The 25,235-nt window shown below is 56.8% G+C and carries 38 protein-coding genes and 1 pseudogene; 29 read left to right on the top strand and 10 right to left on the bottom strand.

Features of this window, described 5'->3' with window-relative positions; genetic code table 11:
- Position 1: 1 nt before the first annotated feature.
- Genes ACR0NA_RS09930 through ACR0NA_RS09940 form a run of 3 tightly spaced genes read right to left on the bottom strand, consistent with a single transcriptional unit; the run spans position 2 to position 2,018 of the window.
- Positions 2–802 (bottom strand): enoyl-CoA hydratase family protein, encoded by an 801-nt coding sequence (locus ACR0NA_RS09930; RefSeq protein WP_480728699.1) that lies wholly within the window; start codon positions 800–802, stop codon positions 2–4.
- Positions 803–807: 5 nt separating this feature from the next.
- Entirely contained in the window at positions 808–1,278 is a 471-nt protein-coding gene (locus ACR0NA_RS09935; RefSeq protein ID WP_480728508.1) for a MarR family winged helix-turn-helix transcriptional regulator, read from the bottom strand.
- Complete coding sequence (locus tag ACR0NA_RS09940) at positions 1,275–2,018, bottom strand: SDR family NAD(P)-dependent oxidoreductase (protein ID WP_480728511.1); 744 nt, start codon at positions 2,016–2,018, stop codon at positions 1,275–1,277. The genes ACR0NA_RS09935 and ACR0NA_RS09940 overlap by 4 nt, the downstream gene beginning before the upstream one ends.
- A 177-nt stretch (positions 2,019–2,195) precedes the next feature.
- Here ACR0NA_RS09940 and ACR0NA_RS09945 point away from each other — a divergent pair, with 177 nt between their 5' ends.
- Positions 2,196–2,861: a cyclic nucleotide-binding domain-containing protein gene (locus ACR0NA_RS09945; RefSeq protein WP_480728514.1), complete on the top strand. Its 666-nt coding sequence runs from the start codon at positions 2,196–2,198 to the stop codon at positions 2,859–2,861.
- Between the two features lie 102 nt (positions 2,862–2,963).
- Here ACR0NA_RS09945 and ACR0NA_RS09950 read toward each other — a convergent pair whose 3' ends face one another.
- Positions 2,964–3,329, bottom strand: a complete 366-nt coding sequence (locus ACR0NA_RS09950; protein ID WP_480728516.1) for a hypothetical protein — start codon at positions 3,327–3,329, stop codon at positions 2,964–2,966.
- 316 nt (positions 3,330–3,645) lie between these two features.
- Here ACR0NA_RS09950 and rpsJ point away from each other — a divergent pair, with 316 nt between their 5' ends.
- From rpsJ to ACR0NA_RS09970, 4 genes are read left to right on the top strand one after another with little or no spacing between them, the layout of a single operon-like run.
- Positions 3,646–3,960 carry a 30S ribosomal protein S10 gene (gene rpsJ / locus ACR0NA_RS09955; protein ID WP_008756422.1) on the top strand — a complete coding sequence of 105 codons (315 nt, stop codon included), beginning with the start codon at positions 3,646–3,648 and terminating at the stop codon, positions 3,958–3,960.
- Positions 3,961–3,978: 18 nt separating this feature from the next.
- Complete coding sequence (gene rplC / locus ACR0NA_RS09960) at positions 3,979–4,704, top strand: 50S ribosomal protein L3 (protein WP_155148662.1); 726 nt, start codon at positions 3,979–3,981, stop codon at positions 4,702–4,704.
- A complete protein-coding gene (gene rplD / locus ACR0NA_RS09965) occupies positions 4,701–5,318 on the top strand; it encodes a 50S ribosomal protein L4 (protein WP_155148664.1) in 618 nt (205 codons plus the stop codon). The genes rplC and rplD overlap by 4 nt, the downstream gene beginning before the upstream one ends.
- Complete coding sequence (locus ACR0NA_RS09970) at positions 5,315–5,611, top strand: 50S ribosomal protein L23 (protein WP_008757532.1); 297 nt, start codon at positions 5,315–5,317, stop codon at positions 5,609–5,611. Before rplD ends, ACR0NA_RS09970 begins: the two co-directional genes overlap by 4 nt.
- A gap of 60 nt (positions 5,612–5,671) precedes the next feature.
- Here ACR0NA_RS09970 and ACR0NA_RS09975 read toward each other — a convergent pair whose 3' ends face one another.
- On the bottom strand, positions 5,672–6,100 hold the full coding sequence (locus ACR0NA_RS09975) for a MarR family winged helix-turn-helix transcriptional regulator (RefSeq protein WP_480728518.1): 429 nt from the start codon (positions 6,098–6,100) through the stop codon (positions 5,672–5,674).
- A gap of 101 nt (positions 6,101–6,201) precedes the next feature.
- Between ACR0NA_RS09975 and ACR0NA_RS09980 the strand changes: the two genes are divergently transcribed.
- The 22 genes and pseudogenes from ACR0NA_RS09980 (at position 6,202) to ACR0NA_RS10085 (ending at position 18,436) form a co-directional block, all read left to right on the top strand.
- Positions 6,202–6,783, top strand: a complete 582-nt coding sequence (locus ACR0NA_RS09980; protein ID WP_480728520.1) for a YceI family protein — start codon at positions 6,202–6,204, stop codon at positions 6,781–6,783.
- Positions 6,770–6,865, top strand: a pseudogene (locus ACR0NA_RS09985) (50S ribosomal protein L23); the annotation flags it as partial. The gene ACR0NA_RS09980 and the pseudogene ACR0NA_RS09985, both read left to right, overlap by 14 nt.
- 132 nt (positions 6,866–6,997) lie before the next feature.
- Positions 6,998–8,236, top strand: a complete 1,239-nt coding sequence (locus ACR0NA_RS09990) for a hypothetical protein (protein ID WP_480728521.1) — start codon at positions 6,998–7,000, stop codon at positions 8,234–8,236.
- Between the two features lie 222 nt (positions 8,237–8,458).
- Entirely contained in the window at positions 8,459–9,301 is an 843-nt protein-coding gene (gene rplB, locus ACR0NA_RS09995) for a 50S ribosomal protein L2 (RefSeq protein ID WP_008757664.1), read from the top strand.
- Between the two features lie 3 nt (positions 9,302–9,304).
- On the top strand, positions 9,305–9,583 hold the full coding sequence (gene rpsS / locus ACR0NA_RS10000; RefSeq protein WP_010437056.1) for a 30S ribosomal protein S19: 279 nt from the start codon (positions 9,305–9,307) through the stop codon (positions 9,581–9,583).
- Between the two features lie 3 nt (positions 9,584–9,586).
- Positions 9,587–9,967: a 50S ribosomal protein L22 gene (gene rplV, locus ACR0NA_RS10005; protein ID WP_039538267.1), complete on the top strand. Its 381-nt coding sequence runs from the start codon at positions 9,587–9,589 to the stop codon at positions 9,965–9,967.
- The gene (rpsC, locus tag ACR0NA_RS10010; RefSeq protein ID WP_170519126.1) at positions 9,967–10,677 is read left to right on the top strand and encodes a 30S ribosomal protein S3; all 711 of its coding nucleotides are present in this window, start codon (positions 9,967–9,969) and stop codon (positions 10,675–10,677) included. Before rplV ends, rpsC begins: the two co-directional genes overlap by 1 nt.
- A gap of 12 nt (positions 10,678–10,689) precedes the next feature.
- Positions 10,690–11,103, top strand: coding sequence for a 50S ribosomal protein L16 (gene rplP, locus ACR0NA_RS10015; protein ID WP_170498041.1), 414 nt, complete (start codon positions 10,690–10,692; stop codon positions 11,101–11,103).
- A gap of 202 nt (positions 11,104–11,305) precedes the next feature.
- On the top strand, positions 11,306–11,926 hold the full coding sequence (locus ACR0NA_RS10020; RefSeq protein WP_480728525.1) for a 2OG-Fe(II) oxygenase family protein: 621 nt from the start codon (positions 11,306–11,308) through the stop codon (positions 11,924–11,926).
- A 389-nt stretch (positions 11,927–12,315) separates the two neighbouring features.
- Positions 12,316–12,522 (top strand): 50S ribosomal protein L29, encoded by a 207-nt coding sequence (gene rpmC, locus ACR0NA_RS10025; protein ID WP_037311745.1) that lies wholly within the window; start codon positions 12,316–12,318, stop codon positions 12,520–12,522.
- Between the two features lie 4 nt (positions 12,523–12,526).
- Positions 12,527–12,757, top strand: coding sequence for a 30S ribosomal protein S17 (gene rpsQ, locus ACR0NA_RS10030; protein WP_008757253.1), 231 nt, complete (start codon positions 12,527–12,529; stop codon positions 12,755–12,757).
- A gap of 76 nt (positions 12,758–12,833) precedes the next feature.
- On the top strand, positions 12,834–13,202 hold the full coding sequence (gene rplN / locus ACR0NA_RS10035; protein ID WP_155148681.1) for a 50S ribosomal protein L14: 369 nt from the start codon (positions 12,834–12,836) through the stop codon (positions 13,200–13,202).
- 2 nt (positions 13,203–13,204) lie between these two features.
- Positions 13,205–13,516, top strand: a complete 312-nt coding sequence (gene rplX / locus ACR0NA_RS10040) for a 50S ribosomal protein L24 (RefSeq protein ID WP_170440482.1) — start codon at positions 13,205–13,207, stop codon at positions 13,514–13,516.
- The gene (gene rplE, locus ACR0NA_RS10045; RefSeq protein ID WP_170653896.1) at positions 13,509–14,069 is read left to right on the top strand and encodes a 50S ribosomal protein L5; all 561 of its coding nucleotides are present in this window, start codon (positions 13,509–13,511) and stop codon (positions 14,067–14,069) included. Before rplX ends, rplE begins: the two co-directional genes overlap by 8 nt.
- A gap of 18 nt (positions 14,070–14,087) precedes the next feature.
- Positions 14,088–14,393, top strand: a complete 306-nt coding sequence (gene rpsN, locus ACR0NA_RS10050; protein ID WP_068340744.1) for a 30S ribosomal protein S14 — start codon at positions 14,088–14,090, stop codon at positions 14,391–14,393.
- Between the two features lie 13 nt (positions 14,394–14,406).
- Positions 14,407–14,799: a 30S ribosomal protein S8 gene (gene rpsH / locus ACR0NA_RS10055; RefSeq protein WP_068340741.1), complete on the top strand. Its 393-nt coding sequence runs from the start codon at positions 14,407–14,409 to the stop codon at positions 14,797–14,799.
- An 11-nt stretch (positions 14,800–14,810) separates the two neighbouring features.
- Positions 14,811–15,344 (top strand): 50S ribosomal protein L6, encoded by a 534-nt coding sequence (gene rplF, locus ACR0NA_RS10060; protein WP_170653898.1) that lies wholly within the window; start codon positions 14,811–14,813, stop codon positions 15,342–15,344.
- A gap of 11 nt (positions 15,345–15,355) precedes the next feature.
- The gene (rplR, locus tag ACR0NA_RS10065; protein ID WP_058283506.1) at positions 15,356–15,715 is read left to right on the top strand and encodes a 50S ribosomal protein L18; all 360 of its coding nucleotides are present in this window, start codon (positions 15,356–15,358) and stop codon (positions 15,713–15,715) included.
- A 115-nt stretch (positions 15,716–15,830) separates the two neighbouring features.
- Entirely contained in the window at positions 15,831–16,400 is a 570-nt protein-coding gene (rpsE, locus tag ACR0NA_RS10070; RefSeq protein WP_170419378.1) for a 30S ribosomal protein S5, read from the top strand.
- 12 nt (positions 16,401–16,412) lie between these two features.
- On the top strand, positions 16,413–16,601 hold the full coding sequence (gene rpmD / locus ACR0NA_RS10075; protein WP_170402795.1) for a 50S ribosomal protein L30: 189 nt from the start codon (positions 16,413–16,415) through the stop codon (positions 16,599–16,601).
- Positions 16,602–16,715: 114 nt separating this feature from the next.
- The gene (locus ACR0NA_RS10080) at positions 16,716–17,099 is read left to right on the top strand and encodes a hypothetical protein (protein WP_480728528.1); all 384 of its coding nucleotides are present in this window, start codon (positions 16,716–16,718) and stop codon (positions 17,097–17,099) included.
- A gap of 323 nt (positions 17,100–17,422) precedes the next feature.
- On the top strand, positions 17,423–18,436 hold the full coding sequence (locus tag ACR0NA_RS10085) for a sterol desaturase family protein (RefSeq protein ID WP_480728530.1): 1,014 nt from the start codon (positions 17,423–17,425) through the stop codon (positions 18,434–18,436).
- A gap of 138 nt (positions 18,437–18,574) precedes the next feature.
- Here the strand turns inward: ACR0NA_RS10085 and ACR0NA_RS10090 are convergent, their stop codons facing one another.
- The gene (locus ACR0NA_RS10090) at positions 18,575–19,417 is read right to left on the bottom strand and encodes an isocitrate lyase/PEP mutase family protein (RefSeq protein ID WP_480728532.1); all 843 of its coding nucleotides are present in this window, start codon (positions 19,415–19,417) and stop codon (positions 18,575–18,577) included.
- Positions 19,418–19,705: 288 nt separating this feature from the next.
- Between ACR0NA_RS10090 and ACR0NA_RS10095 the strand changes: the two genes are divergently transcribed.
- Complete coding sequence (locus ACR0NA_RS10095) at positions 19,706–19,915, top strand: DUF1127 domain-containing protein (RefSeq protein ID WP_480728537.1); 210 nt, start codon at positions 19,706–19,708, stop codon at positions 19,913–19,915.
- Positions 19,916–19,985: 70 nt separating this feature from the next.
- Here ACR0NA_RS10095 and ACR0NA_RS10100 read toward each other — a convergent pair whose 3' ends face one another.
- The 4 genes from ACR0NA_RS10100 to ACR0NA_RS10115 all read right to left on the bottom strand — a co-directional run bounded on the left by ACR0NA_RS10100 (position 19,986) and on the right by ACR0NA_RS10115 (position 24,329).
- Positions 19,986–21,197, bottom strand: coding sequence for a DEAD/DEAH box helicase (locus tag ACR0NA_RS10100; RefSeq protein WP_480728540.1), 1,212 nt, complete (start codon positions 21,195–21,197; stop codon positions 19,986–19,988).
- A 283-nt stretch (positions 21,198–21,480) separates the two neighbouring features.
- Positions 21,481–22,623, bottom strand: coding sequence for an adenylate/guanylate cyclase domain-containing protein (locus tag ACR0NA_RS10105; protein WP_480728542.1), 1,143 nt, complete (start codon positions 22,621–22,623; stop codon positions 21,481–21,483).
- Positions 22,624–22,720: 97 nt separating this feature from the next.
- A complete protein-coding gene (locus tag ACR0NA_RS10110; protein ID WP_480728544.1) occupies positions 22,721–23,224 on the bottom strand; it encodes a hypothetical protein in 504 nt (167 codons plus the stop codon).
- A gap of 355 nt (positions 23,225–23,579) precedes the next feature.
- A complete protein-coding gene (locus tag ACR0NA_RS10115) occupies positions 23,580–24,329 on the bottom strand; it encodes a hypothetical protein (RefSeq protein ID WP_480728546.1) in 750 nt (249 codons plus the stop codon).
- 345 nt (positions 24,330–24,674) lie between these two features.
- Here ACR0NA_RS10115 and rplO point away from each other — a divergent pair, with 345 nt between their 5' ends.
- Positions 24,675–25,148, top strand: coding sequence for a 50S ribosomal protein L15 (gene rplO, locus ACR0NA_RS10120; protein WP_170653914.1), 474 nt, complete (start codon positions 24,675–24,677; stop codon positions 25,146–25,148).
- The last annotated feature ends 87 nt before the right edge of the window (positions 25,149–25,235 follow it).

Below are 25,235 nucleotides of genomic sequence, written 5' to 3' on the forward strand. Positions count from 1 at the left end.
CTCAATCCCCCTCGAATACCGGCTTTTCGCGAGCCACAAAGGCGTTAAACGCTCGCTCGAAATCGCCAGTTTGCATGCAGATCGCCTGTGCTTGCGCTTCGGCCTCGATGGCCTGTTCGATCGACATGGACCATTCCTGCACCAGCATGGTCTTGGTCATCATGTGTCCAAAGTTCGGACCTTCGACCAGATGTGTCGCCATTGCGCGCGCCTCACCCTCCAGATCACTCGCAGGCACAAGGCGGTTGAAGAATCCCCAGCGCTCGCCTTCTTCGGCGCTCATCGAACGCCCGGTATACAGCAGTTCAGCAGCGCGGCCCTGTCCGATGATCCGGGGCAGGATGGCGCAGGCCCCCATATCGCAACCCGCAAGGCCGACCCGTGTGAACAGAAAGGCCGTTTTGGCCTCAGACGTTGCGATCCTCAGATCACTGGCCATGGCGATGATCGCGCCCGCGCCGACACAGATTCCATCTATCGCTGCAATGATGGGTTTGCCGCAATTCACCATCGCTTTGACCAGATCGCCGGTCATGCGGGTAAAGGCCAGCAACTCTTTCATATTCATCCGCGTCAGCGGCCCGATGATGTCGTGAACATCGCCGCCGGAACTGAAATTGCCCCCGTTCGAGGTGAAAATCACCGCCTTCACATCGTCCGAATACACCAGATCGCGGAACCAGTCGCGCAACTCGGCGTAGCTGTCGAATGTCAGCGGGTTCTTCCGTTCGGGCCGGTTCAGCGAGATCGTCGCGATACCATCCTCGATATGGCATAGGAAATGAGTGGTATCGCTGCGCATATCGGTCATGTGTCCTGCTCCGCTGCCGTCAATAGGTCCTCCAGCCGCGCGCCCATCGCGCTGGCTTCGTCCGCGCTCAGTGCGCCCAGCATGTCATCGATCCAGCCCTCATGCGCCGCTGCCTGCGTTGCGAATTCAGCCTCTCCCTTTCGGGTCAGTCGCACCAGTGACGCCCGCCGGTCCCCCTCGACCGCAACACGCATGACCAGCCCTTCCTCGACCAGCCGATCCACGATCCCGGTCACGTTGCCGTTCGATACCCGCAACACGCCTGACAACTGGCTCATCTTCAGGCCGTCTTTGTGCCGCGACAGGGCCGCCATCACATCGAACCGTGGCAGGGTCGAACTGAACTCGTCCCGCAATCTGGCACGCAACTGTGCCTCGATCCCGCGTGAGGTTTTCAGCAGTCGCAGCCACAGGCGCAGACGCTCCTTACTGGGGGATTCAGTGGGAATGGGGTCGGGCCGGGTCATATCTCGCCTCCGGACAAGGTAAGGGTGTGGCCATTGACACTGCGTGCCGCGTCCGAACACAGCCACAGCGCCGAGGCCGCCACTTCGTCAGTTTCAATGAACCGTTTTTGCGGGTTACCCTGTTTCAAGGCCCCTTCGGCTTGCTCACGGGTCGCCCCGGTTTTGGCCATGATCGTTTCAACGGACCGTTCCAACAGGGGCGTCGCAACAAACCCCGGACAGACCGCGTTCACGGTAATGCCCGTCTGCGCCAGTTCCACCGCCAGCGACCGCACCAGCCCGACAACGCCATGTTTGGCAGCGCAATAGCCGGACACATAGGGATAGCCCTTCAGACCAGCGGTCGAGGCAATGGCGATCATCCGACCCTTACCCGCATCACGCATGTCACCCAGAACGGCCTGAAAGCAATGAAACACACCGCGCAGATTGACTGCCAGAGCGTCCGAGAAATCCCCGGGCGACATCGCTGCAAAAGGCTTGCTGGGAGCGGCTCCGGCATTTGCGATTACCGCTGAAATAGGCCCATTTTCCGACCGGGCGGCCTGAAACGCCGCCTCAACCTGCTCGGGCTCTGTAACATCGCAGATCTGAAATGGCAGGTTTTGCGCGGCCAGTGCATCCCGGCTGCGCCCCATGATGGTGACGCGCGCCCCGGCACCCGAGAGCTGTCGGGCGCATTCCGCCCCAACCCCGGACCCGCCGCCGGTCACAACCACATGAGCATCGGAAAGAACCATTCTGCACCTCGCTTGAAGGAAGCGTAGCAAAGTGAAAGTATTTCAACAATAGAAATTTTGAGTTTAAAATAAATGTTGGAATCTGCCACTAATTGAGAAGGCCGCAAATCCGGCTTTGCGCCTTGCGTGAACGAATTTACGGTAAGTCCCACGCGCAGGCCAATGTGGGGGAACGGAATGCTGGGGCTGGATATTCTGGTGAACGCCGCGAACATCTTCTACCTTTTGTCTTATTCCGCAAAAGACATTTTCTGGTTGAGGGTACTGTCGGTTATCGGCGCGGTTTTGCTGTTGCCTTACTATTACTTTCAAAACGCTCCCCTTTGGGCGCCGATCGGGTGGAACCTGTTTTTCATGGCCATCAACCTCTACTGGATCACACGGCTGTTGCTGGAACGCAGGCCCGTGCCGTTCAGTGACGAGGAGAGGCACCTCTACGAAATCGCCCTTCGCAACTTTACCGAGAGAGAGGCGTTCAACCTGCTGCATATGGGCAATCGGACATCTGTTCCCGCCCAAACCAAACTGCTTACACAGGGTGCGCCGGTAAACGGCCTGTCGCTGATCATCGACGGCGAGGTCAGCGTCGAAATGAATGGTGAGGTCGTGGACACGCTGGGCGAGGGCCGCTTTCTGGGTGGAACAGCGTTTCTGAGCAACGACAAGACATTCGCCGCGCCGGTGACGGTCACGACCACCACACCATCGCACGTCATTGTCTGGGAGTTTGCCGCGCTGGAGCCCGAACTGCAAAAAAGCACGGATCTGAGGATTTCGATTGAAGCCAGCCTCGGCCTCGAGATTTCGCGTTTCCTGCAGACGGCGAGGGCGCAGATTCCCTAGAGTTCATGGGCAGCATTCTCTCCCGAGAAACAACGAGGGGTTGCTTTGTCGATTATGGAAGTCCGTTCGAAATCGGGACAGCCCTTTGCGGCTAGCCACAGATCAACTTAGACTTTGCCACACGATAATCAGCCGAATGGTTGTTGGGAATACGATCCAAAATATGGCCGCGGCTGAAAGGGATGGTGCAAACAGTACAATAACTATCATCCAAATGGGTGCTTGTATCAGGCCAAACCACGCGCCGCTGAGCGCAAAGAAAAGTATAGTCAACACAAAGACCGATAATCCTATTCCCATCGCGCAATTCACGATTTCTCGGCCAATTGCAGCTCGGTTGTTGCGCCAAAAGTAGAACGTCGCTGTTGTGGATGTTCCGATAATAAACGGCAGTAACAGCAATGAAATCTGGGCAATTGCCCCAGCTGTACCAAAGCGCCCGAAACGTACTCCACGCGGTATACCCATATGATCGTGGGAAAATATTGAAATGAGATAAGGCACGATAATGCCGGGTATCAAAAATAGCTAAAATTCCCAAAAGGTCCTTTTCACCTACTCGCCTCGTGTTCACCACACCACCTGCTTGCACACTGAGTTTGCTTCTGCTTTGAGGAAAGACAGGTAATTCCCCCTTGCCAAACCCCTCCCGCCCCTGTAGATCGCGCGAGTTCTCAACAAGAACATCAAGGCGGGGTGATTCCCGCCTTTTGGGTTCGAAGAGGGTTGGCGATGCGCGCTTGTCCTCCTCTCAACCCCAACGCCTGAATAAAAGGCTGTTAATATGCAAAGCCAAAATATCCGTATTCGGCTGAAGGCATTTGACTATCGCGTTCTGGATGCCAGCACGCAAGAGATCGTCAACACTGCCAAGCGGACCGGCGCGAACGTGCGCGGCCCGATCCCACTGCCGAACAAGATCGAGAAGTTCACGGTTCTCCGTGGCCCTCACGTTGACAAGAAATCCCGCGACCAGTTCGAGATCCGCACCCACAAGCGTCTCTTGGACATCGTTGATCCGACCCCCCAGACCGTTGACGCGCTGATGAAGCTCGACCTCGCTGCTGGTGTGGACGTCGAGATCAAGCTGCAGTCGTAAGATCGGAGGGTATAGATTATGCGCTCTGGTATTATCGCAAAAAAAGTTGGCATGACCCGCCTGTTCATGGAAGACGGCAAGCAGATCCCTGTGACCGTTCTTCACCTGGACAACCTGCAGGTTGTTGCACAGCGTACCGCTGACAAAGACGGCTACACCGCCGTTCAGCTGGGCGCCGGTGCTGCCAAGGCAAAACGCACCTCGAAAGCCATGCGCGGTCACTACGCCGCTGCAAAGGTTGAGCCCAAGCGTAAGCTGGCCGAGTTCCGCGTCTCCGAAGATGGTCTGATCGAAGTGGGTGCCGAGATTTCGGCAGAACACTTCCTGGAAGGTCAAAAGGTTGACGTTTCGGGTACCTCGATCGGTAAAGGCTTTGCCGGTGCTATGAAGCGTTGGAACTTTGGTGGTCTGCGCGCCTCGCACGGTGTTTCGATCAGCCACCGTTCGCACGGTTCGACCGGTCAGTGTCAGGATCCGGGCAAGGTTTTCAAAGGCAAGAAGATGGCCGGTCACATGGGTGCTGCCCGTGTAACCACCCAGAACCTGGAAGTCGTCAAAACCGACGCCGACCGTGGTCTGGTCTTCATCAAAGGCGCCGTTCCCGGACCGAAATCGGGCTGGGTCACCGTCAAGGACGCCGTCAAGAAGAAAGCACCGGAAGGCCTGCCTTTCCCGGCTGCTGTGAAATCGGCTGCAACCGAAGCACCTGCGGAAGAAGCTCCCGCGGAAGGTGGTGAAGCATGAAACTTGATGTAATCAAACTGGACGGCGGCAAAGCCGGCGACATCGAGCTGAACGCCGATCTGTTCGGTCTCGAGCCGCGTGCGGACATCCTGCACCGTGTGGTCCGTTGGCAGCGCAACAACGCGCAGGCCGGCACCCACAAGGTAAAGACCCGCTCGGAAACCAGCTACTCGACCAAGAAGATCTATCGCCAGAAGGGCACCGGTGGCGCACGCCATGGTGACCGTAACGCGCCGATCTTCCGCAAGGGTGGTATCTACAAGGGCCCGACCCCTCGTTCGCACGGCCACGACCTGCCGAAAAAGTTCCGCAAGCTTGGCCTGCGCCACGCTCTGTCGGCCAAAGCCAAGGCAGGCGAACTGGTTGTGATCGAGAACGCCGAAGCCGAAGGCAAGACCGCCGCACTGGCCAAACAGGTTGCAAACCTGGGCTGGAAACGCGCTCTGGTCATCGACGGTGCGACCGTGAACGAAGGTTTCCTGAAGGCGTCGCGCAACATCGAAGGTCTGGATATCCTGCCGTCGATGGGTGCAAACGTTTATGACATCCTCAAGCGTGACACCCTGGTGCTCACCAAAGCGGCTGTCGAAGCACTGGAGGCTCGTCTGAAATGAGCGCGAAGGCAGAACACTACGACGTGATCCGCAAGCCGATCATCACCGAAAAGTCGACCATGGCGTCCGAAAACGGCGCGGTTGTTTTTGAAGTGGCGATCGACAGCAACAAGCCGCAGATCAAAGAGGCCGTTGAGGCGCTGTTTGGTGTGAAGGTCAAAGCGGTGAACACCACCGTGACCAAAGGCAAGGTCAAGCGGTTCCGCGGTCAGCTGGGCCGTCGGAAAGACGTCAAAAAAGCATATGTGACCTTGGAAGAGGGTAACACCATCGACGTGTCCACCGGTCTCTGATCGAACCCGTCATTGGAAGAACACAAAACCCCCGCGAAAGCGGGGGTTTTTTTGTTGGTATCAGCCGCGTGCCGTCTCAAGAAACGAGTGCCACCCATCAGCACTGCCGAAGCCACGCATCATTTCGTGCAGCAGGGGGCCATAAATCGCCCACATACGTTTTCGGATGTCTTTTCCCTTGTCCGTGATCTGCAGGACTTTACCGCGCCGGTCGCTGTCAAATGAAACAAATTCAATCAACCCCTCTGCCGCCAACCGTCTGCTCAAATGAGACAGGTTCGATTGTTCAAAAATTGTGTCCTGGGCAAGCTCAAAAGGGCGCAGTCGACCTCCATGTCGTTCGAGGGACCACAGCAGATCGTACCACTTAAGTGGCGGCAGGCCCGCGTCCTTCAGGGCCGCACTGACTTCCGTCTGGATAAGCCGGGTGGTCCGGTTCATTGCGACCCAGATGTCTGTCTCCAGCGGTGTTGGCAGATCGTTCTTCACAACTTCGTGTTCACTTTAAATCTGATTGCGGTATTTCCTCGGTTCCAATAGATGAAAATTCATCTAAAATCCAGTACCTGTCGGATGAAAGGAATACCGCTATGACCTTTAAGTCTATGATTGCCGCCGCTGCCCTGACCGTCGCCATGACGCCGGCCTTTGCGCAGACCTACAAGACTGATCAGGGGCATACCGAAGTTCGGTTCGGCTGGAGCCATGCAGGCGTGTCGAACCAGCATGGCGAGTTCACCAAGGCCGAAGGGGTGCTGGACCTGAACGCGGATGATGTTGAAGCTTCGACTCTGACCGTGACCATTGACACCAGCAGCCTGTCTTCGGGCTTTGGGCCGCTGGACGATCACCTGAAGTCAGCGGACTTTCTGGAGGTCGAAACCTACCCCGAGATCACTTTCGTCAGCACCGGGATTGAGCGGACTGGCGACACCACGGCGGACGTGACCGGCGATCTGACGATCCATGGCGTGACCAAACCCGTGACGCTGAAAACCACGCTGACCCATCAGGGTGAGCATCCGCTGGGCAGCGCCATCGAATATTACGCGGGCGATTGGCTGGCCTTCACGGCAGAAGGCGAGATTGACCATACGGAGTTCGGAGTTGGGCCATTTTCGACCGGACCGATCACCCTCCTCATCACGACCGAGATGAAGGCAGACGGGTAAGCTGGGCCGTCGGAAAGACGTCAAAAAAGCATATGTGACCCTGGAGGAGGGTAACACCATCGACGTGTCCACCGGTCTCTGATCGAACCTGTCTTTGGAGAGAGATAAAGGCCCCCGCGAAAGCGGGGGTTTCTTTGTTCTGAATGTTCTAGCCGACGCGATATCCATGCCATAGTGTTGTTGTTGAATGTTTTTTTGAGTGGAGATTGGCAAAGTGAAGTTTCATACCTTTGGGCTAGCAATCGCGTGTAGCATGATTTTTTCCTCTGACAGTCAGGCGCAACCTTATAGCGGCGGTTTTTTTGTTGGCACAAAAGGATCAAATGCGAACGACTTATCGAGCGTTGAAATAGCAATCGGGGAAAATGCAGGCCGTTTTACCTTTCAGAACAAACAGGGGCGTTGTGAAGGGTACTTAGTTAGGGGCAACGAGGAGCTTAAATGGGTTTCAACTCTTGAAACTGGCGATTGTGATTCAGTTGGCTTCGAAGTGCAGGATGTGGGCGGTTTGGTGGATGTGTCTGTCAGTGGCGATCACGTGCGCATTCCGGTTGACCGAGTGCTCCCACTTTCACCCGACACCGACGTCGTGGTCCCTCAAGGTATTGATGTACTCGGCGTGGAGCTTGGGATGAGTAAGGAGGAAGTTGAACGCATTCTTGTCGATGAGCGAGGGTTCAAAAAGCATGTTCCGCGCAAACTCAAGGATAGCAGGTTGGTGCAAGCGCGCTCAGCCTTTAATTGGTACCGAACTGATGGTCACATCCACAAGTTTCCAGGCTTTTCTATCGGATTTGACCACAAGCTTAGTATTCCAAAGTCCAAAGATACGTTTGCCAAAATTGATGGGCTTCAGTTCATGATCGATGCTGAAGACCCAAACAAGGGCGCGATCACCGTCGGATTTATTGACAACGAAGCCTATTTTGTTTTCCGAATGCTAGCAGTGGATAAGAACTCTCTAGAGGCTTCCGCAATTGCTCTCAATGAAAAATATGGTTCTTTCAGCTTGGCTTCCTCATGGGGTGAAGTAGAAGCTTTTTTTGATAGGCCGATTAGCGATAGTCGTTATATTTATGCACTTAACTTTTACAGGGCTGGTAGGTCTGGGGCATCAAGTTACCGATCTGACGGCACGAAATTAGATGTGTCAGCAACTAAGAGCGAGCACCGGAAAAACTATGTACCATCCGGTTGTATAATGTCTTCAAGGCTACGTGACACAGCCGTTAAATTTCCAGGTGTTGAAGATCTGGAGACGCCCTCCAACTGTACGACCGACGCCTTTTGGGGCATCGATGAAAGGTCTTCCCTCGCATACATCGCTGTTTATCAAGCATATAGGATTTTTAATGCACAATGGGAGTTTGGGCTTCGCCTAAATGAGCGACAATGGGTCAACAACCTCAAAGATGCTGGAGCGCCGGTCAAAACGATTGTGCCGGAACTTTAGGTCTGAGAAGAAATTTGGCGTTGTGCCTTAAGAGTTCCTCACACCCTATAGACACCCACCCCCAACCCTGTTAGATGCTCCCAATCTTGCGGCCTCGGATTCGTTCCGGGGCCTCTGATATTTGTAACCGGGGACCTTCGGGGCCCTATACCCTTGGCACCTACGGGGGCCTATCACATAGCGGGGAAACTCCTCGCACTTGCTAAACGGAAGACAGAAAGCATGGCACTTAAGTCGTACAAGCCGACGACGCCGGGCCAGCGCGGGCTGGTGCTGATCGACCGTTCGGAGCTTTGGAAAGGACGTCCGGTCAAGTCTCTCACTGAGGGTTTGACCAAATCGGGCGGCCGGAACAACACCGGACGGATCACTTCACGCCGCCGCGGCGGTGGCGCAAAGCGTCTCTACCGGATCGTTGACTTCAAACGGAACAAATTTGATGTGGCGGCAACCGTCGAGCGGATCGAATACGACCCGAACCGGACCGCATTCATCGCACTGGTAAAATACGAAGACGGCGAGCAGGCATATATCCTGGCTCCGCAGCGTCTGGCTGTTGGTGACAAAGTCGTGGCATCCGCCAAGGCCGACATCAAGCCGGGCAACGCAATGCCGTTCTCGGGCATGCCGATCGGTACCATCGTCCACAACATCGAGATGAAGCCCGGCAAGGGCGGTCAGATCGCACGTGCGGCCGGTACATACGCTCAGTTCGTTGGTCGCGATGGCGGCTACGCTCAGATCCGTCTGAGCTCGGGCGAGCTGCGCATGGTCCGTCAGGAATGCATGGCCACCGTTGGTGCCGTGTCCAACCCCGACAACTCGAACCAGAACCTCGGTAAAGCCGGTCGTATGCGCCACAAGGGCGTTCGTCCGTCGGTTCGTGGTGTTGCTATGAACCCGATCGATCACCCCCACGGTGGTGGTGAAGGTCGTACCTCGGGTGGCCGTACTCCGGTTACGCCTTGGGGTAAGGACACCAAGGGTAAGCGTACCCGCAACAAAAACAAAGCGTCCCAGAAGCTGATCATCCGCTCGCGGCACGCCAAGAAGAAGGGACGTTAATCCATGTCTCGCTCTGTTTGGAAGGGTCCTTTCGTCGATGCTTACGTGCTGAAAAAAGCCGAAGCAGCGCGCGAGTCAGGCCGCAACGAAGTCATCAAGATCTGGTCGCGTCGTTCCACCATTCTGCCCCAGTTCGTGGGTCTGACCTTTGGTGTGTACAACGGCCACAAGCACATTCCCGTCAACGTCTCGGAAGACATGATCGGTCAGAAGTTCGGTGAATACTCGCCGACTCGTACCTATTACGGTCACGCCGCAGACAAAAAAGCGAAGCGGAAGTAAGTCATGGGCAAGGAAAAGAACCCCCGCCGCGTGGCTGAAAACGAAGCAATGGCGAAAACGCGCATGCTTCGCACCAGCCCGCAGAAACTGAACCTGGTTGCGCAGATGATCCGCGGCAAGAAAGTTGAGAAGGCTCTGACCGACCTGACTTTCTCGAACAAGCGTGTCGCGCAGGACGTCAAAAAGTGCCTGCAGTCCGCAATCGCGAATGCCGAAAACAACCACAACCTGGACGTTGACGAGCTGATCGTCGCCGAAGCATGGGTTGGCAAGAACCTGGTCATGAAGCGTGGACGCCCGCGTGCCCGTGGCCGTTTCGGCAAGATCATGAAGCCGTTCTCGGAGATCACCATCAAGGTGCGTCAAGTTGAGGAGCAAGCCTAATGGGTCATAAAGTAAATCCGATCGGCATGCGCCTGCAGGTCAACCGCACCTGGGACAGCCGCTGGTACGCCGACACCAAGGACTACGGTGATCTTCTGCTGGAAGACCTCAAGATCCGTGAGTTCATCAACAAAGAGTGCAAGCAGGCCGGTGTTGCCCGTGTGATCATCGAACGTCCGCACAAGAAGTGCCGCGTTACGATCCACACAGCACGACCCGGTGTCATCATCGGCAAGAAAGGTGCAGACATCGAAGTTCTGCGCAAAAAGCTTGCTCGCATGACCGACAGCGAACTGCACCTGAACATCGTCGAAGTGCGCAAGCCCGAGCTTGACGCGCAGCTGGTTGCCGAGTCCATCGCTCAGCAGCTGGAGCGCCGTGTCTCGTTCCGCCGCGCGATGAAGCGGTCGGTTCAGAACGCCATGCGCATGGGTTCGCTGGGTATCCGGGTGAACGTCGCTGGCCGTCTGGGCGGTGCCGAAATCGCACGGACCGAGTGGTACCGCGAAGGCCGCGTGCCTCTGCACACCCTGCGTGCCGACATCGATTACGCACATGCCGAAGCGATGACTCCTTATGGGATCATCGGGATCAAGGTCTGGATCTTCAAAGGTGAGATCATGGAGCACGATCCGCAGGCACGTGACCGTAAAGCACAGGAACTCCAGGACGGCCCTGCACCTCGTGGTGCTGGTGGCGGTCGTCGCTAAGGAGGGAAAGATATGCTTCAACCAAAGCGTACTAAATTCCGCAAGATGCACAAAGGCCGGATCAAGGGCGAAGCCAAGGGCGGCTCTGATCTGAACTTTGGCACCTACGGTCTGAAAGCACTGCAGCCCGAGCGCGTCACCGCGCGTCAGATCGAAGCTGCACGTCGTGCCATGACCCGTCACATGAAACGTCAGGGCCGCGTCTGGATCCGGATCTTCCCGGATACTCCCGTGACCTCGAAGCCGACCGAAGTCCGTATGGGTAAAGGTAAAGGCTCCGTTGACTTCTGGGCAGCGAAAGTAAAGCCCGGTCGTGTGATGTTTGAGATCGACGGCGTCAATGACGACATCGCCCGCGAGGCCCTGCGCCTGGCCGCGATGAAGCTGCCGATCAAGACCCGCGTCGTGGTCCGCGAAGACTGGTAAGCGATTGGGGGAAACCCCGTCGTGACAAGATTGACCCCCGTCGGGAAACCGGCGGGGGTTTTTCATTCTGGGGTGCTGTCCCCGCCCCGGTAAACCGCGTCTTCCCAGGAGTATTGTTCGGCCAGATGAATGAAGGTCCCAATCGTCATCTGGCTCAAAATCTTCTGTCGCATTGGCTGCGAAGCTGATCTAAGACGCTGTCATGCCACAGATTGAATCACTCTTCGCCACCCGCCTGTATCGCGCCGCCCTGTCCGAGTTCGATCCAAGGATCGACCAGGAGGAATTGGAAAGTTCTTGTCTTGTCATCGCCGAAGATGACGAAGCCGGGCAGGAGTGGTGCGAACAGAACGGCTATCCCGGATATACCAGTTACGCATCGCTGACCGATCTGCCCTGGCGGTTTCCGATCTTTGCTGATCTGGTCAAGGTGCTGGACCAGCATGTCGCTGCGTTTGCAACGGATCTGGAGTTCGATCTGGACGACCGGGAACTGAAGCTTGAGGATCTGTGGATCAATATCCTGCCCGAAGGCGGGATGCATGCCAGCCACATCCACCCGCACAGCGTAATCTCTGGCACGACCTACGTGGCGATGCCCAAAGGCGCCAGCGCGCTCAAGCTCGAGGATCCGCGCTCAGCCCGGATGATGGCGTCTCCGGTGCGCCGGAAAGAGGCGCGGCGTGAATTGCAGCCTTTCATCTACATGAAGCCCGAAGTGGGTGACGTGTTGCTGTGGGAAAGCTGGTTGCGCCACGAGGTGCCGATGAACATGGCTGAAGAGGAACGCATCAGCGTCAGTTTCAATTACAGTTGGGGATGATTTCAGAACTTGGCCGCCCCTGTAGCAGCAGTGGCGGGGACAGGTTGGCGATCAGGCCGGTTCACCGGGTCTTCTACGGCGTCCGTATCTTTTGGGACGTCGAACCCGGCTGAATGACGGTATAGACATTGGTCACAGGTCCGTCAGGCCAGAGCGGCGATTTTGGTGCTCTGGCGGATCGTACAATTCATGGGCTAACACCCTTGAAAAGCGGGTATCGGCCGGACAGTCAAACTTTCCCTTGCCACCCACAACCGTACACCTTATAGAGCGGCATCTTGCGGTCCCCCGGCTGAGTCGGGGGATTCGTATGTCTATCATTCATCCACCAGGTCCAGGGTGACCCGAGCTACGGGGCCTTCTGGTGTTTTGAGCAAAGGAAAAAGGCGATGAACGCCCAAGAATTGCGTGACAAGACCCCGGACCAGCTCCGCGAGGAACTGGCCAACCTGAAGAAAGAAAGCTTTAACCTGCGCTTTCAACAGGCAACCGGTCAGCTGGAAAGCACCGCCGGCATCAAAGCGGCCCGCCGCAACGCTGCCCGCGTCAAAACCATTCTGAACGAAAAGGCCGCTGCTGCGGCATCGGAGGAGTAATCCTATGCCCAAGCGTATCCTGTCCGGTACCGTAACCAGCGATGCCAACGAACAGACCGTAACCGTTTCCGTCGAGCGTCGCTTTACGCATCCGGTTCTGAAGAAAACCATCCGTAAGTCCAAGAAATACCGGGCTCACGATGAAAAGAACGCCTTCAAGGTCGGCGACACCGTACGCATCATCGAATGCGCGCCGAAATCGAAGACGAAACGTTGGGAAGTTCTGGAAGCGTAAGCTTCCAGGATTTTTCCATTTGTCGAAACCCTGGGGGATCTAACCAGACCAGCCCCCACAGGTCGGGAGAAACCACATGATCCAGATGCAGACCAATCTGGATGTCGCTGACAACTCCGGCGCACGCCGAGTTCAGTGCATCAAGGTCCTGGGTGGTTCCAAGCGTAAATACGCCTCCGTCGGCGACATCATTGTCGTCTCGGTGAAGGAAGCCATCCCGCGCGGCCGCGTGAAAAAAGGTGACGTCCGTAAGGCCGTCGTCGTACGCACCGCCAAAGAAGTCCGCCGCGCGGACGGCACCGCGATCCGCTTTGATCGCAACGCCGCCGTCATCCTGAACAACAACAACGAGCCGGTCGGTACCCGTATCTTTGGCCCGGTTGTTCGCGAACTGCGCAGCAAGAACTTCATGAAAATCATCTCGCTGGCTCCGGAGGTGCTGTAATCATGGCTGCTAAACTCCGCAAAGGCGACAAGGTCGTCGTGCTGGCCGGCAAGGACAAGGGCAAAGAGGGAACGATCACCTCGGTTGACCCGAAAGCCGGTAAAGCTGTTGTCGATGGCATCAACATCGCCATCCGCCACACCCGCCAGACCCAGAACAGCCAGGGTGGCCGCCTGCCTCAGGCAAACCCGATCGAGCTGTCGAACCTGGCACTGCTGGACAAGAACGGCAAGGCAACCCGCGTCGGCTTCCGCATGGAAGGTGACAAGAAGGTTCGCTTCGCCAAGACCACGGGGGACGTGATCGATGCTTGATGCTGCTACCTATACCCCGCGTCTGAAAGCTCAGTACGCTGAAACCATCCGCGCCGCTCTGAAAGAAGAGTTCGGCTACAAGAACGACATGCAGCTGCCCAAGCTGGACAAGATCGTTCTGAACATCGGCTGTGGCGCCGAGGCGGTTAAAGACTCCAAGAAAGCCAAAGCGGCTGTCGAGGATCTGTCTGCAATCGCCGGTCAGAAAGCCATTGCAACCATGGCGAAGAAATCGATCGCGGGTTTCCGCGTCCGTGAAGAAATGCCGCTGGGTGCCAAGGTAACCCTGCGCGGCGACCGGATGTACGAATTCCTGGATCGTCTGATCACCATCGCGCTGCCGCGCGTGCGTGACTTCCGCGGTGTAAAGCCGTCTTTCGATGGTCGTGGCAACTTTGCCATGGGCATGAAAGAGCACATCGTGTTCCCGGAAATCGACTTCGACAAGGTCGACGAGGTCTGGGGCATGGACATCGTAATTGCCACCACAGCGAATACCGACGCTGAAGCAAAAGCATTGTTGAAAGCATTCAACATGCCTTTCACAAGCTAAGCGCGGAAGGGAAAAGACATGGCTAAAAAAGCAATGATCGAGCGCGAGAAGAAGCGCGAGCGCCTGGTGGCAAAATACGCCGCAAAGCGTGCCGAGCTGAAAGAAATCGCGAATGACGAAAGCCGCCCGATGGAAGAGCGCTTCAAGGCGCGTCTGAAACTGGCGAAACTGCCGCGCAACAGCTCGGCTACCCGTCTGCACAACCGCTGTCAGCTGACCGGTCGTCCCCACGCTTACTACCGTAAGCTGAAGGTCAGCCGTATCGCGCTGCGCGAGCTGGGTTCTGCTGGTCAGATCCCCGGCATGGTGAAATCGAGCTGGTAAGGGAGAGACAGATATGAACGATCCTATCGGCGATATGCTCACCCGTATCCGCAACGCGCAAATGCGCGGCAAGTCCACCGTTTCAACCCCGGCTTCCAAGCTGCGCGGTTGGGTTCTGGACGTGCTGGCGGACGAGGGCTACATCCGTGGCTATGAAAAGACGACCGGTGAAAACGGTCATCCGGCCATCGAAATCAGCCTGAAATACTACGAAGGCACCCCTGTCATTCGCGAACTGAAGCGGGTCTCGAAACCCGGTCGTCGCGTATACATGGGCGTCAATGACATCCCGCAGGTCCGTCAGGGTCTGGGCGTGTCGATTGTCAGCACTCCGAAAGGTGTGATGTCGGACGCAAACGCTCGCTCCAACAATGTTGGCGGCGAAGTGCTCTGCACCGTCTTCTAAGGAGGTCTGCAATGTCTCGTATTGGTAAAAAACCGGTCGAGCTGCCCAGCGGCGTTTCCGCCTCTGTGTCGGGTCAGACCATCGAAGTCAAAGGTCCGAAAGGCACCCGCAGCTTCACCGCCACCGACGACGTGACGCTGTCGGTTGAAGACAACGTGGTCAAGATCGACCCCCGTGGCATGTCCAAGCGTGCCCGCCAGCAGTGGGGCATGAGCCGCACCATGGTTGCCAATCTGGTGACCGGTGTGACCGAAGGCTTCAAAAAAGAGCTGGAGATCCAGGGTGTTGGTTACCGGGCTCAGATGCAGGGCAACACCCTGAAGCTGAACCTGGGCTACAGCCACGACGTTGATTTCGTTGCTCCGGAAGGTGTTACCATCACCGCACCGAAGCAGACTGTGATCATTGTGGAAGGTAACGACCAGCAGCAGGTGGGCGAAGTCGCGGCGAAAATCCGCGAATGGCGCCGTCCCGAGCCCTACAAGGGCAAAGGCATCCGCTACAAGGACGAGTTCATCTTCCGCAAGGAAGGCAAGAAGAAGTAAGGACGCAAACAATGGCAAACAGCAAAAGAACCCTGTTTCTGAAGCGCCGCCTGCGCGTTCGGAACAAACTTCGCAAGGTCAACGCGGGTCGTCCGCGTCTGTCCGTACACCGTTCGAACAAGAACATCTCTGTTCAGCTGATCGACGACGTGCGTGGCGTGACACTGGCCTCGGCCTCGACCCTGGAAAAGGATCTGGGTGTTGTTGGCAAGAACAACGTCGAAGCGGCCACCAAAGTGGGCGCGGCCATCGCCGAGCGTGCCAAGAAGGCAGGCGTCGAAGAGGCCTATTTCGATCGTGGCGGCTTCCTGTTTCACGGCAAGGTGAAGGCTCTGGCCGACGCTGCGCGTGAAGGTGGTCTGAAGATCTAAGACTTGCGGGCAGCTTTGCGGCTGCCCCGATGATCCGGGAGCCTCGGCAACAGTTGGGGCTCACTTGGATTGAAACAAACGGCGCTGATGCGCCACATGAGAAAAGGGATGCCAAATGGCAGAACGTGAAAACCGTCGGGGCCGTGGCCGCGACCGTGAAGAAGCACCGGAATTTGCAGATCGTCTGGTCGCAATCAATCGTGTGTCGAAAACCGTAAAAGGTGGTAAGCGCTTTGGCTTCGCCGCTCTGGTGGTTGTCGGCGATCAGAAAGGCCGCGTCGGCTTTGGTAAGGGTAAAGCGAAAGAAGTACCCGAGGCCATCCGCAAAGCGACCGAGCAAGCCAAGCGTCAGATGATCCGCGTGCAGCTGCGCGAAGGCCGGACCCTGCACCACGACATCGAGGGCCGTCACGGCGCCGGTAAAGTGGTCATGCGCACCGCGCCTGAAGGTACCGGTATCATCGCCGGTGGTCCGATGCGTGCCGTGTTCGAAATGCTGGGCGTCAAGGACGTTGTGTCCAAGTCGCTGGGCTCGCAGAACCCGTACAACATGATCCGCGCCACCATCAACGGCCTGCAGAAAGAGCAGAGCCCGCGTTCGGTCGCACAGCGTCGTGGCAAAAAGGTTGCCGATATCCTGCCCAAGCGGGACGAAGCACCGGCCGCTGCTGAAGCAGAAGCATAAGGAGAGCGACCCATGGCAAAAACCATCGTCGTCAAGCAGATCGGCTCGCCGATCCGCCGCCCCGCCGAACAGCGCGCAACCCTGATCGGCCTGGGCCTGAACAAGATGAACAAGACCCGCGAGCTGGAGGACACTCCTTCGGTCCGCGGCATGGTCAACAAGATCCCGCATCTTGTCGAGATCATCGAAGAGCGCGGCTAAGCGCGGCATCTTCGTAGGATTGGGAACGCCCCCGACTTTAGTCGGGGGCGTTTTTTGTTGTCATTTGTTCAAACCGGGGTAACTTTGAGGTCGTTTATTGAGTGGATGTGTACGATGAGACTTATTTTGACCGCGCTCTGCGCGACCTTGATTGGAACAATCGCTTCTGCCGAATGTCCGGCCAAAGCGCCAAAACTCTCCAAAAGTTACCTTTCGGATGGTGATCAAAGGGTGAATGCAGCGTGGCTGCAAAAGAACCTGTCAGGGCGCAAGGTCGTCTATTCCGGGAAAGAAGTTGAGACCTATTCAGCAAACGGCTCATATTCTTACAAGGCAAACGGGCAGACATGGAAAGCCAATGCCTACAAATTTTATGACAATGGAATGCGCTGTATCGACTTCGATAAGCCTCGTTTTGATCTATATGTCGTGAACCAAGGCAGACTGATTCTGGTGAACGAGCAAAAGCAACGCTACGTTGGCCAAATCCGAAAGTAGGATCGCCACAGGCATGCGGCGAAGCACCTTTCCAGGGCCAAATTTCTAAAACGCCTCCGGGATTTCGGAGGCGTTTGTTGTTTCACCGAACCCCGGACGGTTCTGGCGTCACTGCAGAGGCTGTCCACAGAAAGCCCGGCTAACAGGACCATATGCGACCAGTTCCATGTCGTTAAGAGAGGTGCAAATTCCCGACACCTGTAAAGGATGGAGGAACAGAGTTGGCAGGTGTGGCATGTATCACTTCAATCGCTGGTTCCCATTTGCTCCTCCGGTCGTCCGCTGATCCAGATCAGGAACAATGACGAATGAAGGACATACCGATGACCGAGACATCTGCAAAAACCCGGCCCGAACCGGCCCCGATGAGCCGTGAATGGCACTGGCACCCTGAACTGCCCGTGGGCTTTGCCCCTTACTGGAATTGGCCGCCAAAGCCCGGAATGACGCTAAAGTGGCTGTGGCAGAACTATCTGCAGGTTTCTGACCGCTCGCTTTATCTGGCCTTTGCGTTTCTGGTGGCTTTCTGGTTGCAGCCGGTTGGCCCCAACCAGACCCAGTTCGCACCGGGATGGATGGCGGCCGTCCTGATCCGAAACTGGATTGTCTTATTTCTAGTCGCCGGAGGATTGCATCTGTGGTTCTACGGGATCGATGGTCAGGGCAAACTGCTGAAATACGATCCCCGCCCCTACATGAAGCGCAAAAACGCGCTTTATAAGTTCGGTTATCAGACCTGGGACAACATGTTCTATTCGCTGGTATCCGGGGTGCCGATTTATTCCGCCTATGAAATCGGCCTTCGATGGATGTACGCGAACGGGACACTTGCCACGCTTGAGTTTTCTGCCCACCCGATCTGGTTTGTCGTCCTTTTCCCGCTGCTTGCCGTCTGGCAGAGTTTTCACTTCTACGTCATTCACATCGCCCTGCATCAGCCCCGGATTTACAAATACGTTCACGCTGTGCATCACCGGAACGTCAATACCGGTCCATGGTCGGGAACATCCATGCATCCTGTCGAGCATGTGTTCTACTTCAGCGCCATGCTGATCCTGCTGGTGCTGCCCAGCCATCCGGTTCACATGTTGTTTCTGGGCTATTGGCTGATGCTCGGTGCGGCGTCCTCACACTCGGGGTACGAGGCGATCTGGGTCAGGGATCGGCAACGCCTTCTGATCGGCGCATTTTTCCACCAGCTGCATCACAGATACTACGAATGCAACTATGGAAACTCGGAAATGCCGTGGGACAAATGGTTCGGCACCTACCACGACGGATCCGAAGAGGCGACGCGAACCACGCGAGACCGAAAGCGCCGAATGCACAATCCGTGATACCAACGGGGTAAGCTGCATATAGGCAAGGGGTTAGGTACTCCAACGCGTGCCCAGACAAAAAACGAGGGCGCCTGGGAATTTCCCAGGCTTCTCAGGCGTGCGGTTGCATCAGTGGTTTATGTGGGCGCCATATTGTCAGTGTCTGTTTGCGCACTTGCTCTGCGCCATAAGCCTGCTCACGTCCTCCCCTGAAATCGCGTCAGTGGCATAGTTGAATGTGCCAAAGGACTTTACCTCTTGCGCGGCTTTCATCACCGCGCCAAGTGCTGCCCGCGCGAATGAGCCGCCAACACTGACACGGCGCACCCCGGCCTCTGCAAGCTGAGCGACAGAATAGCTGGGCCCCTGAAGCCCCATCACCACGTTGACGGGTTTGTCGACAGACTGGCAGACGGTTCTGATCGCCTCTATATCCGGAAGCCCCGGGGCATAGAGGACGTCCGCACCGGCATCTGAAAACGCCTGCAGGCGGGCGATAGTGTCATCCAGATCACTTCTTCCCCAAAGATAGTTTTCCGCCCGCGCCGTCAAAAGAAAACCGAGATCGGTGGCAACCTCGGCAGCGGCACCAATGCGCTCAACGGCCTGACCGAATTCGTAAATAGGCTTATCCGGATCTCCGGTTGCATCTTCGATGGAACCGCCGGCCAAACCCACGTCACAGGCAAGGCGGATGGTTTCTGCGCAACTTTCGGGTGACGCTCCAAAGCCATCTTCCAGATCAGCGGAAACCGGCAGGTCCGTTGCCGCAACGATTTCAGCTGCGTTATCGAGAATTTCTGCCCGGTTCAGGCTTGCGAAAGAATCCCTTTTGCCCCGTGAGAACGCATAGCCGGCACTTGTTGTTGCAAGGGCATCGAAACCAAGACTGGTCAACAGGCGCGCCGAACCTGCGTCCCATGGGTTTGGTATCACAAAGGTCACGTCACGCTCATGAAGCGTCCTCAGCCGTTCATACTTGGTCTTTCTTTCAGACATTGTGCCCTCCCTGATGGTCTTGTTGTGGTGTACCACATCTGGAACAAATGGCGAACAGATATCTGAATGATGGAAGGTTGATGATCCCCATGGTCTTGCGGAATCCGATCACGTTCTTCGGTCGGGTGTGCACAGGACCGCAAGCCCAGCCATTCAATTCCCGCATAGCGGCTAGACCAAAACATGCATTGTTGGCGCTAAACACTGTGCCTATCTCGGCCCTGTCCCAAACAGGAACAGAACTCGATCACCGGGGAATGCGCCCCGGCCGCAGAAAGGAACAAAGACATGGCACACGCAATCACTGCATCGCACACCGGCATCGGCACCCGCTTCTGGGCATTTGTTGACCAGATCAGACAGGCCCGCGCCAAGGCGGCGGAATACAACCGCACCTATACCGAGCTGCAAAGCCTGACCAATCGTGAACTGGACGACATCGGCGTCCGCCGTTGCGACATCTCGGATATCGCGCACAAGCACGTCTATTGTGTATAAGCGCCGCTTCCGCAAACTCTGCCGAAGCAAAGTAAAAAAGCGCCCCGCGTTGTCGGGGCGCTTTTTTGTTTTACGCAGCCTTGGAGCGTGGACGGCCCCTGTTTGGCCTGCGCCGCCGGTTCTGCGGCTTTTTCCGCTCCTTGGGTTCTTCTGTAACCCATGGGCGCCCGCCAAGCACGGGAATGTCACGCCCCATTGTCTTCTGGATGGCGCGAAACTCTGACATTTCCGCAGGTGCGCAGAATGCAACTGCACGTCCGTCGCGGCCTGCCCGGGCGGTCCGGCCGATACGGTGCACATAGTTGTCGGGCACATTGGGTAGATCAAAGTTATAGACGTGGCGCACGTCCGGAATGTCGATGCCGCGCGCGGCCACATCGGTTGCCACCAGAATCCGCAGTGTACCTGCGCGGAACTCGCGCAAAGCCCGGTCGCGCTGGCCCTGCGATTTGTTGCCATGCACCGATCCTGCGGCATATCCCGCTTTGTCCAGCGTTTTCGACAGCCGCTCGGCCCCGTGCTTGGTCCGGGCAAATACCAGCGCCAGTTCCTCGCGATGGGTATCCAGCAATTCGATCAGCAGCGATGTCTTTTCCGCCTGGGCAACGAAATGAACGCCCTGATCGATCTTGTCCGCCGGACGGCCCGGAGGCGCGGTTTCAACGCGCACAGGGTTATTCAGGTAGGCTGCGGCGATCTCGGCCATCTGTTTCGGCATAGTGGCGGAGAACAGCATCGTCTGCCGGTCTGCAGGCAGCAGTTGCGCAATTTTGCGCAGGGCATGGATGAACCCCAAATCCAGCATCTGGTCGGCTTCGTCCAGAACCAGAAACCCGGTCTGGTCGAGCCGCACCGCTTTGCGCTCCAACAGGTCGATCAGACGTCCGGGCGTCGCCACCAGCAGGTGGCTGCCCCGTTTCAGCCGGTCGATCTGCGGCCCCATGGAAACGCCACCGACGATCAGATCGACCCGGATCGACGTGCCTTCACAATAAGAGCGCAGGTTTTCGGTGATCTGTTTTGCCAGTTCCCGCGTGGGCGCCAGTACAAGGCTGCGCGCGGTCTTGGGCGCCGGGCGGCCTTCCTGACGGATCATCGACATCAGAATGGGCAGGCCAAAGGCCAGCGTTTTGCCCGTTCCCGTTTGCGCCAGCCCCATCACGTCACGCCCGTTCATGGCGTGGGGGATGGCCTGTTTCTGGATCGGCGTGGGTTCGGAAATTCCCAGCGTTTCGAGGTTGGTGATCAGGCGGGGCGTCAGCCCCAGCATATTGAAGTCCAAAGACCGTATTCCTTTTGAATGTGACGGCCTTGCCAGCCGCACGGATGTCGTGGCGCGCCCCGAATGGTGACACGCTTTGGTTCCGCAACAAAACAACAGGGACAACGAAGGCCCTTGCCGCTTTATCACGCCGACCCCCGCGTGATCTGGGTATCAGTAGTGTTCAGATTGAGGTGTTGCGCCGTACAGCCCGCCTTGGGGCGTCGCGCGATCCGCTCACGCCGCGGATATTGCACTGGCCGCATATGATCGTTGAAATGCCGGTTGTCAATAGTTCTTTGGCTCAGCCCTCTGCGCCCAGCGGCGCGAATATCTCCGCAGGCCTGTCCAGACCCTTGAGCGAATACTGACCCAGCGGAACGTGATCCGCATCGACCATCCCGGCAAACTCGCCGGAATACAACGCGGGCTGGCCGGTTTCCCCGCACAGTGCCTCGATCCGCGCAGCGATATTGACAGCTTGGCCCAGAACGGTGAAATCCAGTCGCGCCTCGGATCCGATATTGCCGTATAGGACACTGCCGCAATGCAGACCGACCCCGTATTGCAGATCGGTCGCCGGGGCAGCGTTCAATGCACTTCTGGCGGCAGACAGCGCACGGCGGCAGGCGGCGCGCATATCCGGTTCCGCCGGGAAGATGGCCAGAACCCCGTCGCCCAGAAACTTGAGAATCTCACCGCCATTGTCGGAGACGGCCTTGTCGATGACCTCGAAATACCGGTTCGCCAGTTCCACCGTCTCGGCGACCGGCAGGCGGGCGTTCAGGCCGGTCCAGTCACGGATGTCGCTGATCAGGATGGCCGCTTCGATGCTGTCGATATTACCCCGCGTGATCTGCCCGCCAACCACGCGCCGACCGGTGCGTGGCCCCAGATAGGCTTCGGCCACAGCCATCGACAAGTTCCTCAGACGGTGTACCTCGACAATGGCGGTGATCGCGGCGCCGATCGTGTCGAACCCCGCGATATCCTCGTTGCTGAACCCTTCGGGCCGGTCCGAGACAAACACCAGTATGCCACCGCCTTCGCCGACGAACCTCAGAGGTATGCCATAGTAATCCGTCGCCCCCCGCTCGCTTAATTCATGAAACGCGACATGATCCTCCGGGGATAAATCCACCAGCGATTGCCTCAGCGGGGCACCTGTTTCGGCAATCCGCGCCAGCGGGCTGCCAACATATTCCTGACGCTGTTCCAGCCCGTGCGTAGCCGCGACGCTGTCAAGCTGATCGCTGTCCCGCTCCCAAACCACGCTCAGTGCGGTGACCAGCGGATGAACCGTTCGAATGGCTAACCGAATACGCCAGATTGGCGCGTCCGCCTCCAGCATGGCCGATCCCAGCGCCTCAACGATGTGATCAAGATCGGGCAGCATCCGGCCTTCGGACAGCAACCAGTCGATGACTTTGTTCAGCTTCCAGTCCATGGAAGCAAAGGTAACACGGATTCCAACGGCATTACCTGTAATAGTTTGGCTGCCTGGTTGCAGTACCGGCGGTCGTGACCTGTTCGCGTGTCTATCGTCAGCGCAAAAGCACATCTCGGCGTTGTTCGGAAATTCCCTTCAAATCCAAAAGCTCTTCCACCGCGCGATAGTCATCAGAAAGAAATTGACGCAGGTTACGGCGCGCACAATCGCTCAGATGTTTTTTTTCCAAATCAACGGAAGGCCGGTTTTGATGTTCCCGCTTCACGTCTTCAACATTCAATTCTCGGGCGACTTCGCTGTCCAGAAACTCGGTCGTCAGCACCGAAAAAATCTGATCGGAACGAACGCTCGGTAGCATTTTGGACAGATAGAACGAGATATCCATTCTCAGATGGCCAATAGAGCGGAGATCTTCGACGACCAGGTCATTCAGCGATCCATCGACATAAAGTGCTTCAGCCAGCGCATTCAATGTGCCGTACTTGGCAAGCACCTGATATTCTTGCGATGCCCTGTCCTTTTTGACTTCATCCTCAACAACCAGCTTGTAGCGCCAGTTAAAGGCAGAAATGGCGCGGGATATCGGGTTGCGCACCACGATTAGGTACTTTGATCTTGCCAGAACCGGCGGTTCAGCAACGTGCACGCGAATAACCGAAGAAAATTGCTGGTTTACAACCGGGCTGCGCTGAATCGCATCCCACAATGACTGACCGCCGCATTTGCCGATATGAACATAGATCAGCTCGTCCTCCTGATCCCGGAACCTTTTGATGCTTGTATTTGGGCCCAGCGATTCAAAGACGGGGGATCTGCCGGGGTTTTCGCTTTTTTGCACTACCATTCTGCCTGCCAGTCCTTTTGTCTGATGGGGGTTCAGGCCGCCAATTCGATCATTCCAAACGCATCCGCACGGTCATTGGGGGTTTTGCAAACCCAGATCTGGCTGCATGTCAGCGCAGAACAATATCGCGCTTCGCCCCGGTAATACCTTTCATGTCAAACAACATTTGTACTGCCGCGTAGTCGTCGTCGAGAAACCGGCGCAAATTTTTCCGGGCAAGGTCACTCAGATACAGCTTTTCCTTGTTCACAGAGTTACGATTCTGATGCTCTTTCCTGACGCGATCAACGCCAAGGTCGCGAGCGATTTCGGCGTCCAGGAATTCGGTCGCCAAAACCAGAGAGATTTGGGTCGCACTTACTTTTGGCAGAAGCTCAGACAGGTAAAATGATATGTTCTCGCGGAGGTGGTGGATCGCGCGGAACGCGTCTGCTGCGTCGTTGTCCAAGGCTCCATTTGTATAGAGCTCCTCGGCCAAAGCATTCAGCGTCTTGTATTTGGCAAGTACCGCGTACTCGGTTGATGTTCGGCTGCTCTTGACCTCATCCTCAACCACCAGCTTGTAACGCCAGTTAAATGCCGAGATCGCGCGATCTATCGGATTACGGACGACGACAAGATACTTTGTCCTGGAACGCACAGGTGGTTTCACAACGTGCATTCTCAGAACCGAAGAAAACGCTTCGTTCAAAACCGGGCTGCGAACCATTGCATCCCACAAGGATTCACCACCGCATTTGCCAATATGGATGTAAATCAGCACATCTTCGCGATCGGGAATTCCCTGGCGATCAATCGGGGGCCGTAAAGTTTCAAAGTGGGCCGTGGGGCGGACCGCTTCGGTTTGGTTCTCTTCCATTTTGATACCAGTCTGTTTTTGGGCGAGATCGCCATGCGTGTATCGTGATGTGCATTTCGGTGCCTAGAGGGTGGCGGCACTCATTACAAGAACCGCCTGCGTTGTGTGCCCCAATGTGAAACTCCAAAAGGCTGATGTGCAGTCGTGAAGTCGTTTTCGACCTGAGGCTTACGTTCGGTGCAGTCAGATATCTGCGACAGCCTGATAAACAAGACCCTCTTGAACCGTTCGGCATCCGGGTTTATACGCCTCCGGTGGCCCTGTGGGTCCACGAGAATCAACAGCAAGAAACGCCGTGTCTGGCCCATCACGCTTCGGGGTCATGTCCGGCAATGGAGAAGCGATATGAAACTGAACGAACTGCGCGACAATCCCGGCGCCAACCCGAAACGCACCCGCGTTGGTCGTGGCCCCGGTTCCGGCAAAGGTAAAATGGGTGGCCGTGGTATCAAAGGCCAGAAATCCCGTTCGGGTGTGGCCATCAATGGCTACGAAGGCGGCCAGATGCCGTTGTACCAGCGCCTGCCCAAGCGTGGCTTCAACAAGCCGAACCGCAAGGAATTCGCCGTTATCAACCTGGGCCTGATCCAGAAATTCGTCGATGCCGGCAAGCTGGACGCATCCGCTGCGATCACCGAGGACGCACTGGTTGCCTCCGGTCTGGTTCGTCGCAAGCTGGACGGTGTTCGCATCCTGGCCAAGGGCGAAATCAGCGCCAAGGTGAACCTGGAAGTGACCGGTGCCTCGAAAGCCGCTGTTGAAGCGGTCGAGAAAGCGGGCGGTTCACTTACGGTCACAAAAGCCGCTGCGGCAGAGTAAGCGCTTGTGAGCGGGCGAAGACCCGCTTACATAGACCTCAGAGTTTTCCAAGACGCCGCCCGAGCCGGAAAACGGTTCCGGGCGGTG

It is taken from the genome of Ruegeria sp. C11 (assembly GCF_056537725.1).

Excerpts from the sequence above, each read along its gene's own strand:
- ACR0NA_RS09930 (WP_480728699.1), bottom strand. The coding sequence starts at position 802 with ATGCGCAGCGATACCACTCATTTCCTATGCCATATCGAGGATGGTATC.
- ACR0NA_RS09935 (WP_480728508.1), bottom strand. The coding sequence starts at position 1,278 with ATGACCCGGCCCGACCCCATTCCCACTGAATCCCCCAGTAAGGAGCGT.
- ACR0NA_RS09940 (WP_480728511.1), bottom strand. The coding sequence starts at position 2,018 with ATGGTTCTTTCCGATGCTCATGTGGTTGTGACCGGCGGCGGGTCCGGG.
- ACR0NA_RS09945 (WP_480728514.1), top strand. The coding sequence starts at position 2,196 with ATGCTGGGGCTGGATATTCTGGTGAACGCCGCGAACATCTTCTACCTT.
- ACR0NA_RS09950 (WP_480728516.1), bottom strand. The coding sequence starts at position 3,329 with ATGGGTATACCGCGTGGAGTACGTTTCGGGCGCTTTGGTACAGCTGGG.
- rpsJ (WP_008756422.1), top strand. The coding sequence starts at position 3,646 with ATGCAAAGCCAAAATATCCGTATTCGGCTGAAGGCATTTGACTATCGC.
- rplC (WP_155148662.1), top strand. The coding sequence starts at position 3,979 with ATGCGCTCTGGTATTATCGCAAAAAAAGTTGGCATGACCCGCCTGTTC.
- rplD (WP_155148664.1), top strand. The coding sequence starts at position 4,701 with ATGAAACTTGATGTAATCAAACTGGACGGCGGCAAAGCCGGCGACATC.
- ACR0NA_RS09970 (WP_008757532.1), top strand. The coding sequence starts at position 5,315 with ATGAGCGCGAAGGCAGAACACTACGACGTGATCCGCAAGCCGATCATC.
- ACR0NA_RS09980 (WP_480728520.1), top strand. The coding sequence starts at position 6,202 with ATGACCTTTAAGTCTATGATTGCCGCCGCTGCCCTGACCGTCGCCATG.
- rplB (WP_008757664.1), top strand. The coding sequence starts at position 8,459 with ATGGCACTTAAGTCGTACAAGCCGACGACGCCGGGCCAGCGCGGGCTG.
- rpsS (WP_010437056.1), top strand. The coding sequence starts at position 9,305 with ATGTCTCGCTCTGTTTGGAAGGGTCCTTTCGTCGATGCTTACGTGCTG.
- rplV (WP_039538267.1), top strand. The coding sequence starts at position 9,587 with ATGGGCAAGGAAAAGAACCCCCGCCGCGTGGCTGAAAACGAAGCAATG.
- rpsC (WP_170519126.1), top strand. The coding sequence starts at position 9,967 with ATGGGTCATAAAGTAAATCCGATCGGCATGCGCCTGCAGGTCAACCGC.
- rplP (WP_170498041.1), top strand. The coding sequence starts at position 10,690 with ATGCTTCAACCAAAGCGTACTAAATTCCGCAAGATGCACAAAGGCCGG.
- ACR0NA_RS10020 (WP_480728525.1), top strand. The coding sequence starts at position 11,306 with ATGCCACAGATTGAATCACTCTTCGCCACCCGCCTGTATCGCGCCGCC.
- rpmC (WP_037311745.1), top strand. The coding sequence starts at position 12,316 with ATGAACGCCCAAGAATTGCGTGACAAGACCCCGGACCAGCTCCGCGAG.
- rpsQ (WP_008757253.1), top strand. The coding sequence starts at position 12,527 with ATGCCCAAGCGTATCCTGTCCGGTACCGTAACCAGCGATGCCAACGAA.
- rplN (WP_155148681.1), top strand. The coding sequence starts at position 12,834 with ATGATCCAGATGCAGACCAATCTGGATGTCGCTGACAACTCCGGCGCA.
- rplX (WP_170440482.1), top strand. The coding sequence starts at position 13,205 with ATGGCTGCTAAACTCCGCAAAGGCGACAAGGTCGTCGTGCTGGCCGGC.
- rplE (WP_170653896.1), top strand. The coding sequence starts at position 13,509 with ATGCTTGATGCTGCTACCTATACCCCGCGTCTGAAAGCTCAGTACGCT.
- rpsN (WP_068340744.1), top strand. The coding sequence starts at position 14,088 with ATGGCTAAAAAAGCAATGATCGAGCGCGAGAAGAAGCGCGAGCGCCTG.
- rpsH (WP_068340741.1), top strand. The coding sequence starts at position 14,407 with ATGAACGATCCTATCGGCGATATGCTCACCCGTATCCGCAACGCGCAA.
- rplF (WP_170653898.1), top strand. The coding sequence starts at position 14,811 with ATGTCTCGTATTGGTAAAAAACCGGTCGAGCTGCCCAGCGGCGTTTCC.
- rplR (WP_058283506.1), top strand. The coding sequence starts at position 15,356 with ATGGCAAACAGCAAAAGAACCCTGTTTCTGAAGCGCCGCCTGCGCGTT.
- rpsE (WP_170419378.1), top strand. The coding sequence starts at position 15,831 with ATGGCAGAACGTGAAAACCGTCGGGGCCGTGGCCGCGACCGTGAAGAA.
- rpmD (WP_170402795.1), top strand. The coding sequence starts at position 16,413 with ATGGCAAAAACCATCGTCGTCAAGCAGATCGGCTCGCCGATCCGCCGC.
- ACR0NA_RS10080 (WP_480728528.1), top strand. The coding sequence starts at position 16,716 with ATGAGACTTATTTTGACCGCGCTCTGCGCGACCTTGATTGGAACAATC.
- ACR0NA_RS10085 (WP_480728530.1), top strand. The coding sequence starts at position 17,423 with ATGACCGAGACATCTGCAAAAACCCGGCCCGAACCGGCCCCGATGAGC.
- ACR0NA_RS10090 (WP_480728532.1), bottom strand. The coding sequence starts at position 19,417 with ATGTCTGAAAGAAAGACCAAGTATGAACGGCTGAGGACGCTTCATGAG.
- ACR0NA_RS10095 (WP_480728537.1), top strand. The coding sequence starts at position 19,706 with ATGGCACACGCAATCACTGCATCGCACACCGGCATCGGCACCCGCTTC.
- ACR0NA_RS10105 (WP_480728542.1), bottom strand. The coding sequence starts at position 22,623 with ATGGACTGGAAGCTGAACAAAGTCATCGACTGGTTGCTGTCCGAAGGC.
- ACR0NA_RS10115 (WP_480728546.1), bottom strand. The coding sequence starts at position 24,329 with ATGGAAGAGAACCAAACCGAAGCGGTCCGCCCCACGGCCCACTTTGAA.
- rplO (WP_170653914.1), top strand. The coding sequence starts at position 24,675 with ATGAAACTGAACGAACTGCGCGACAATCCCGGCGCCAACCCGAAACGC.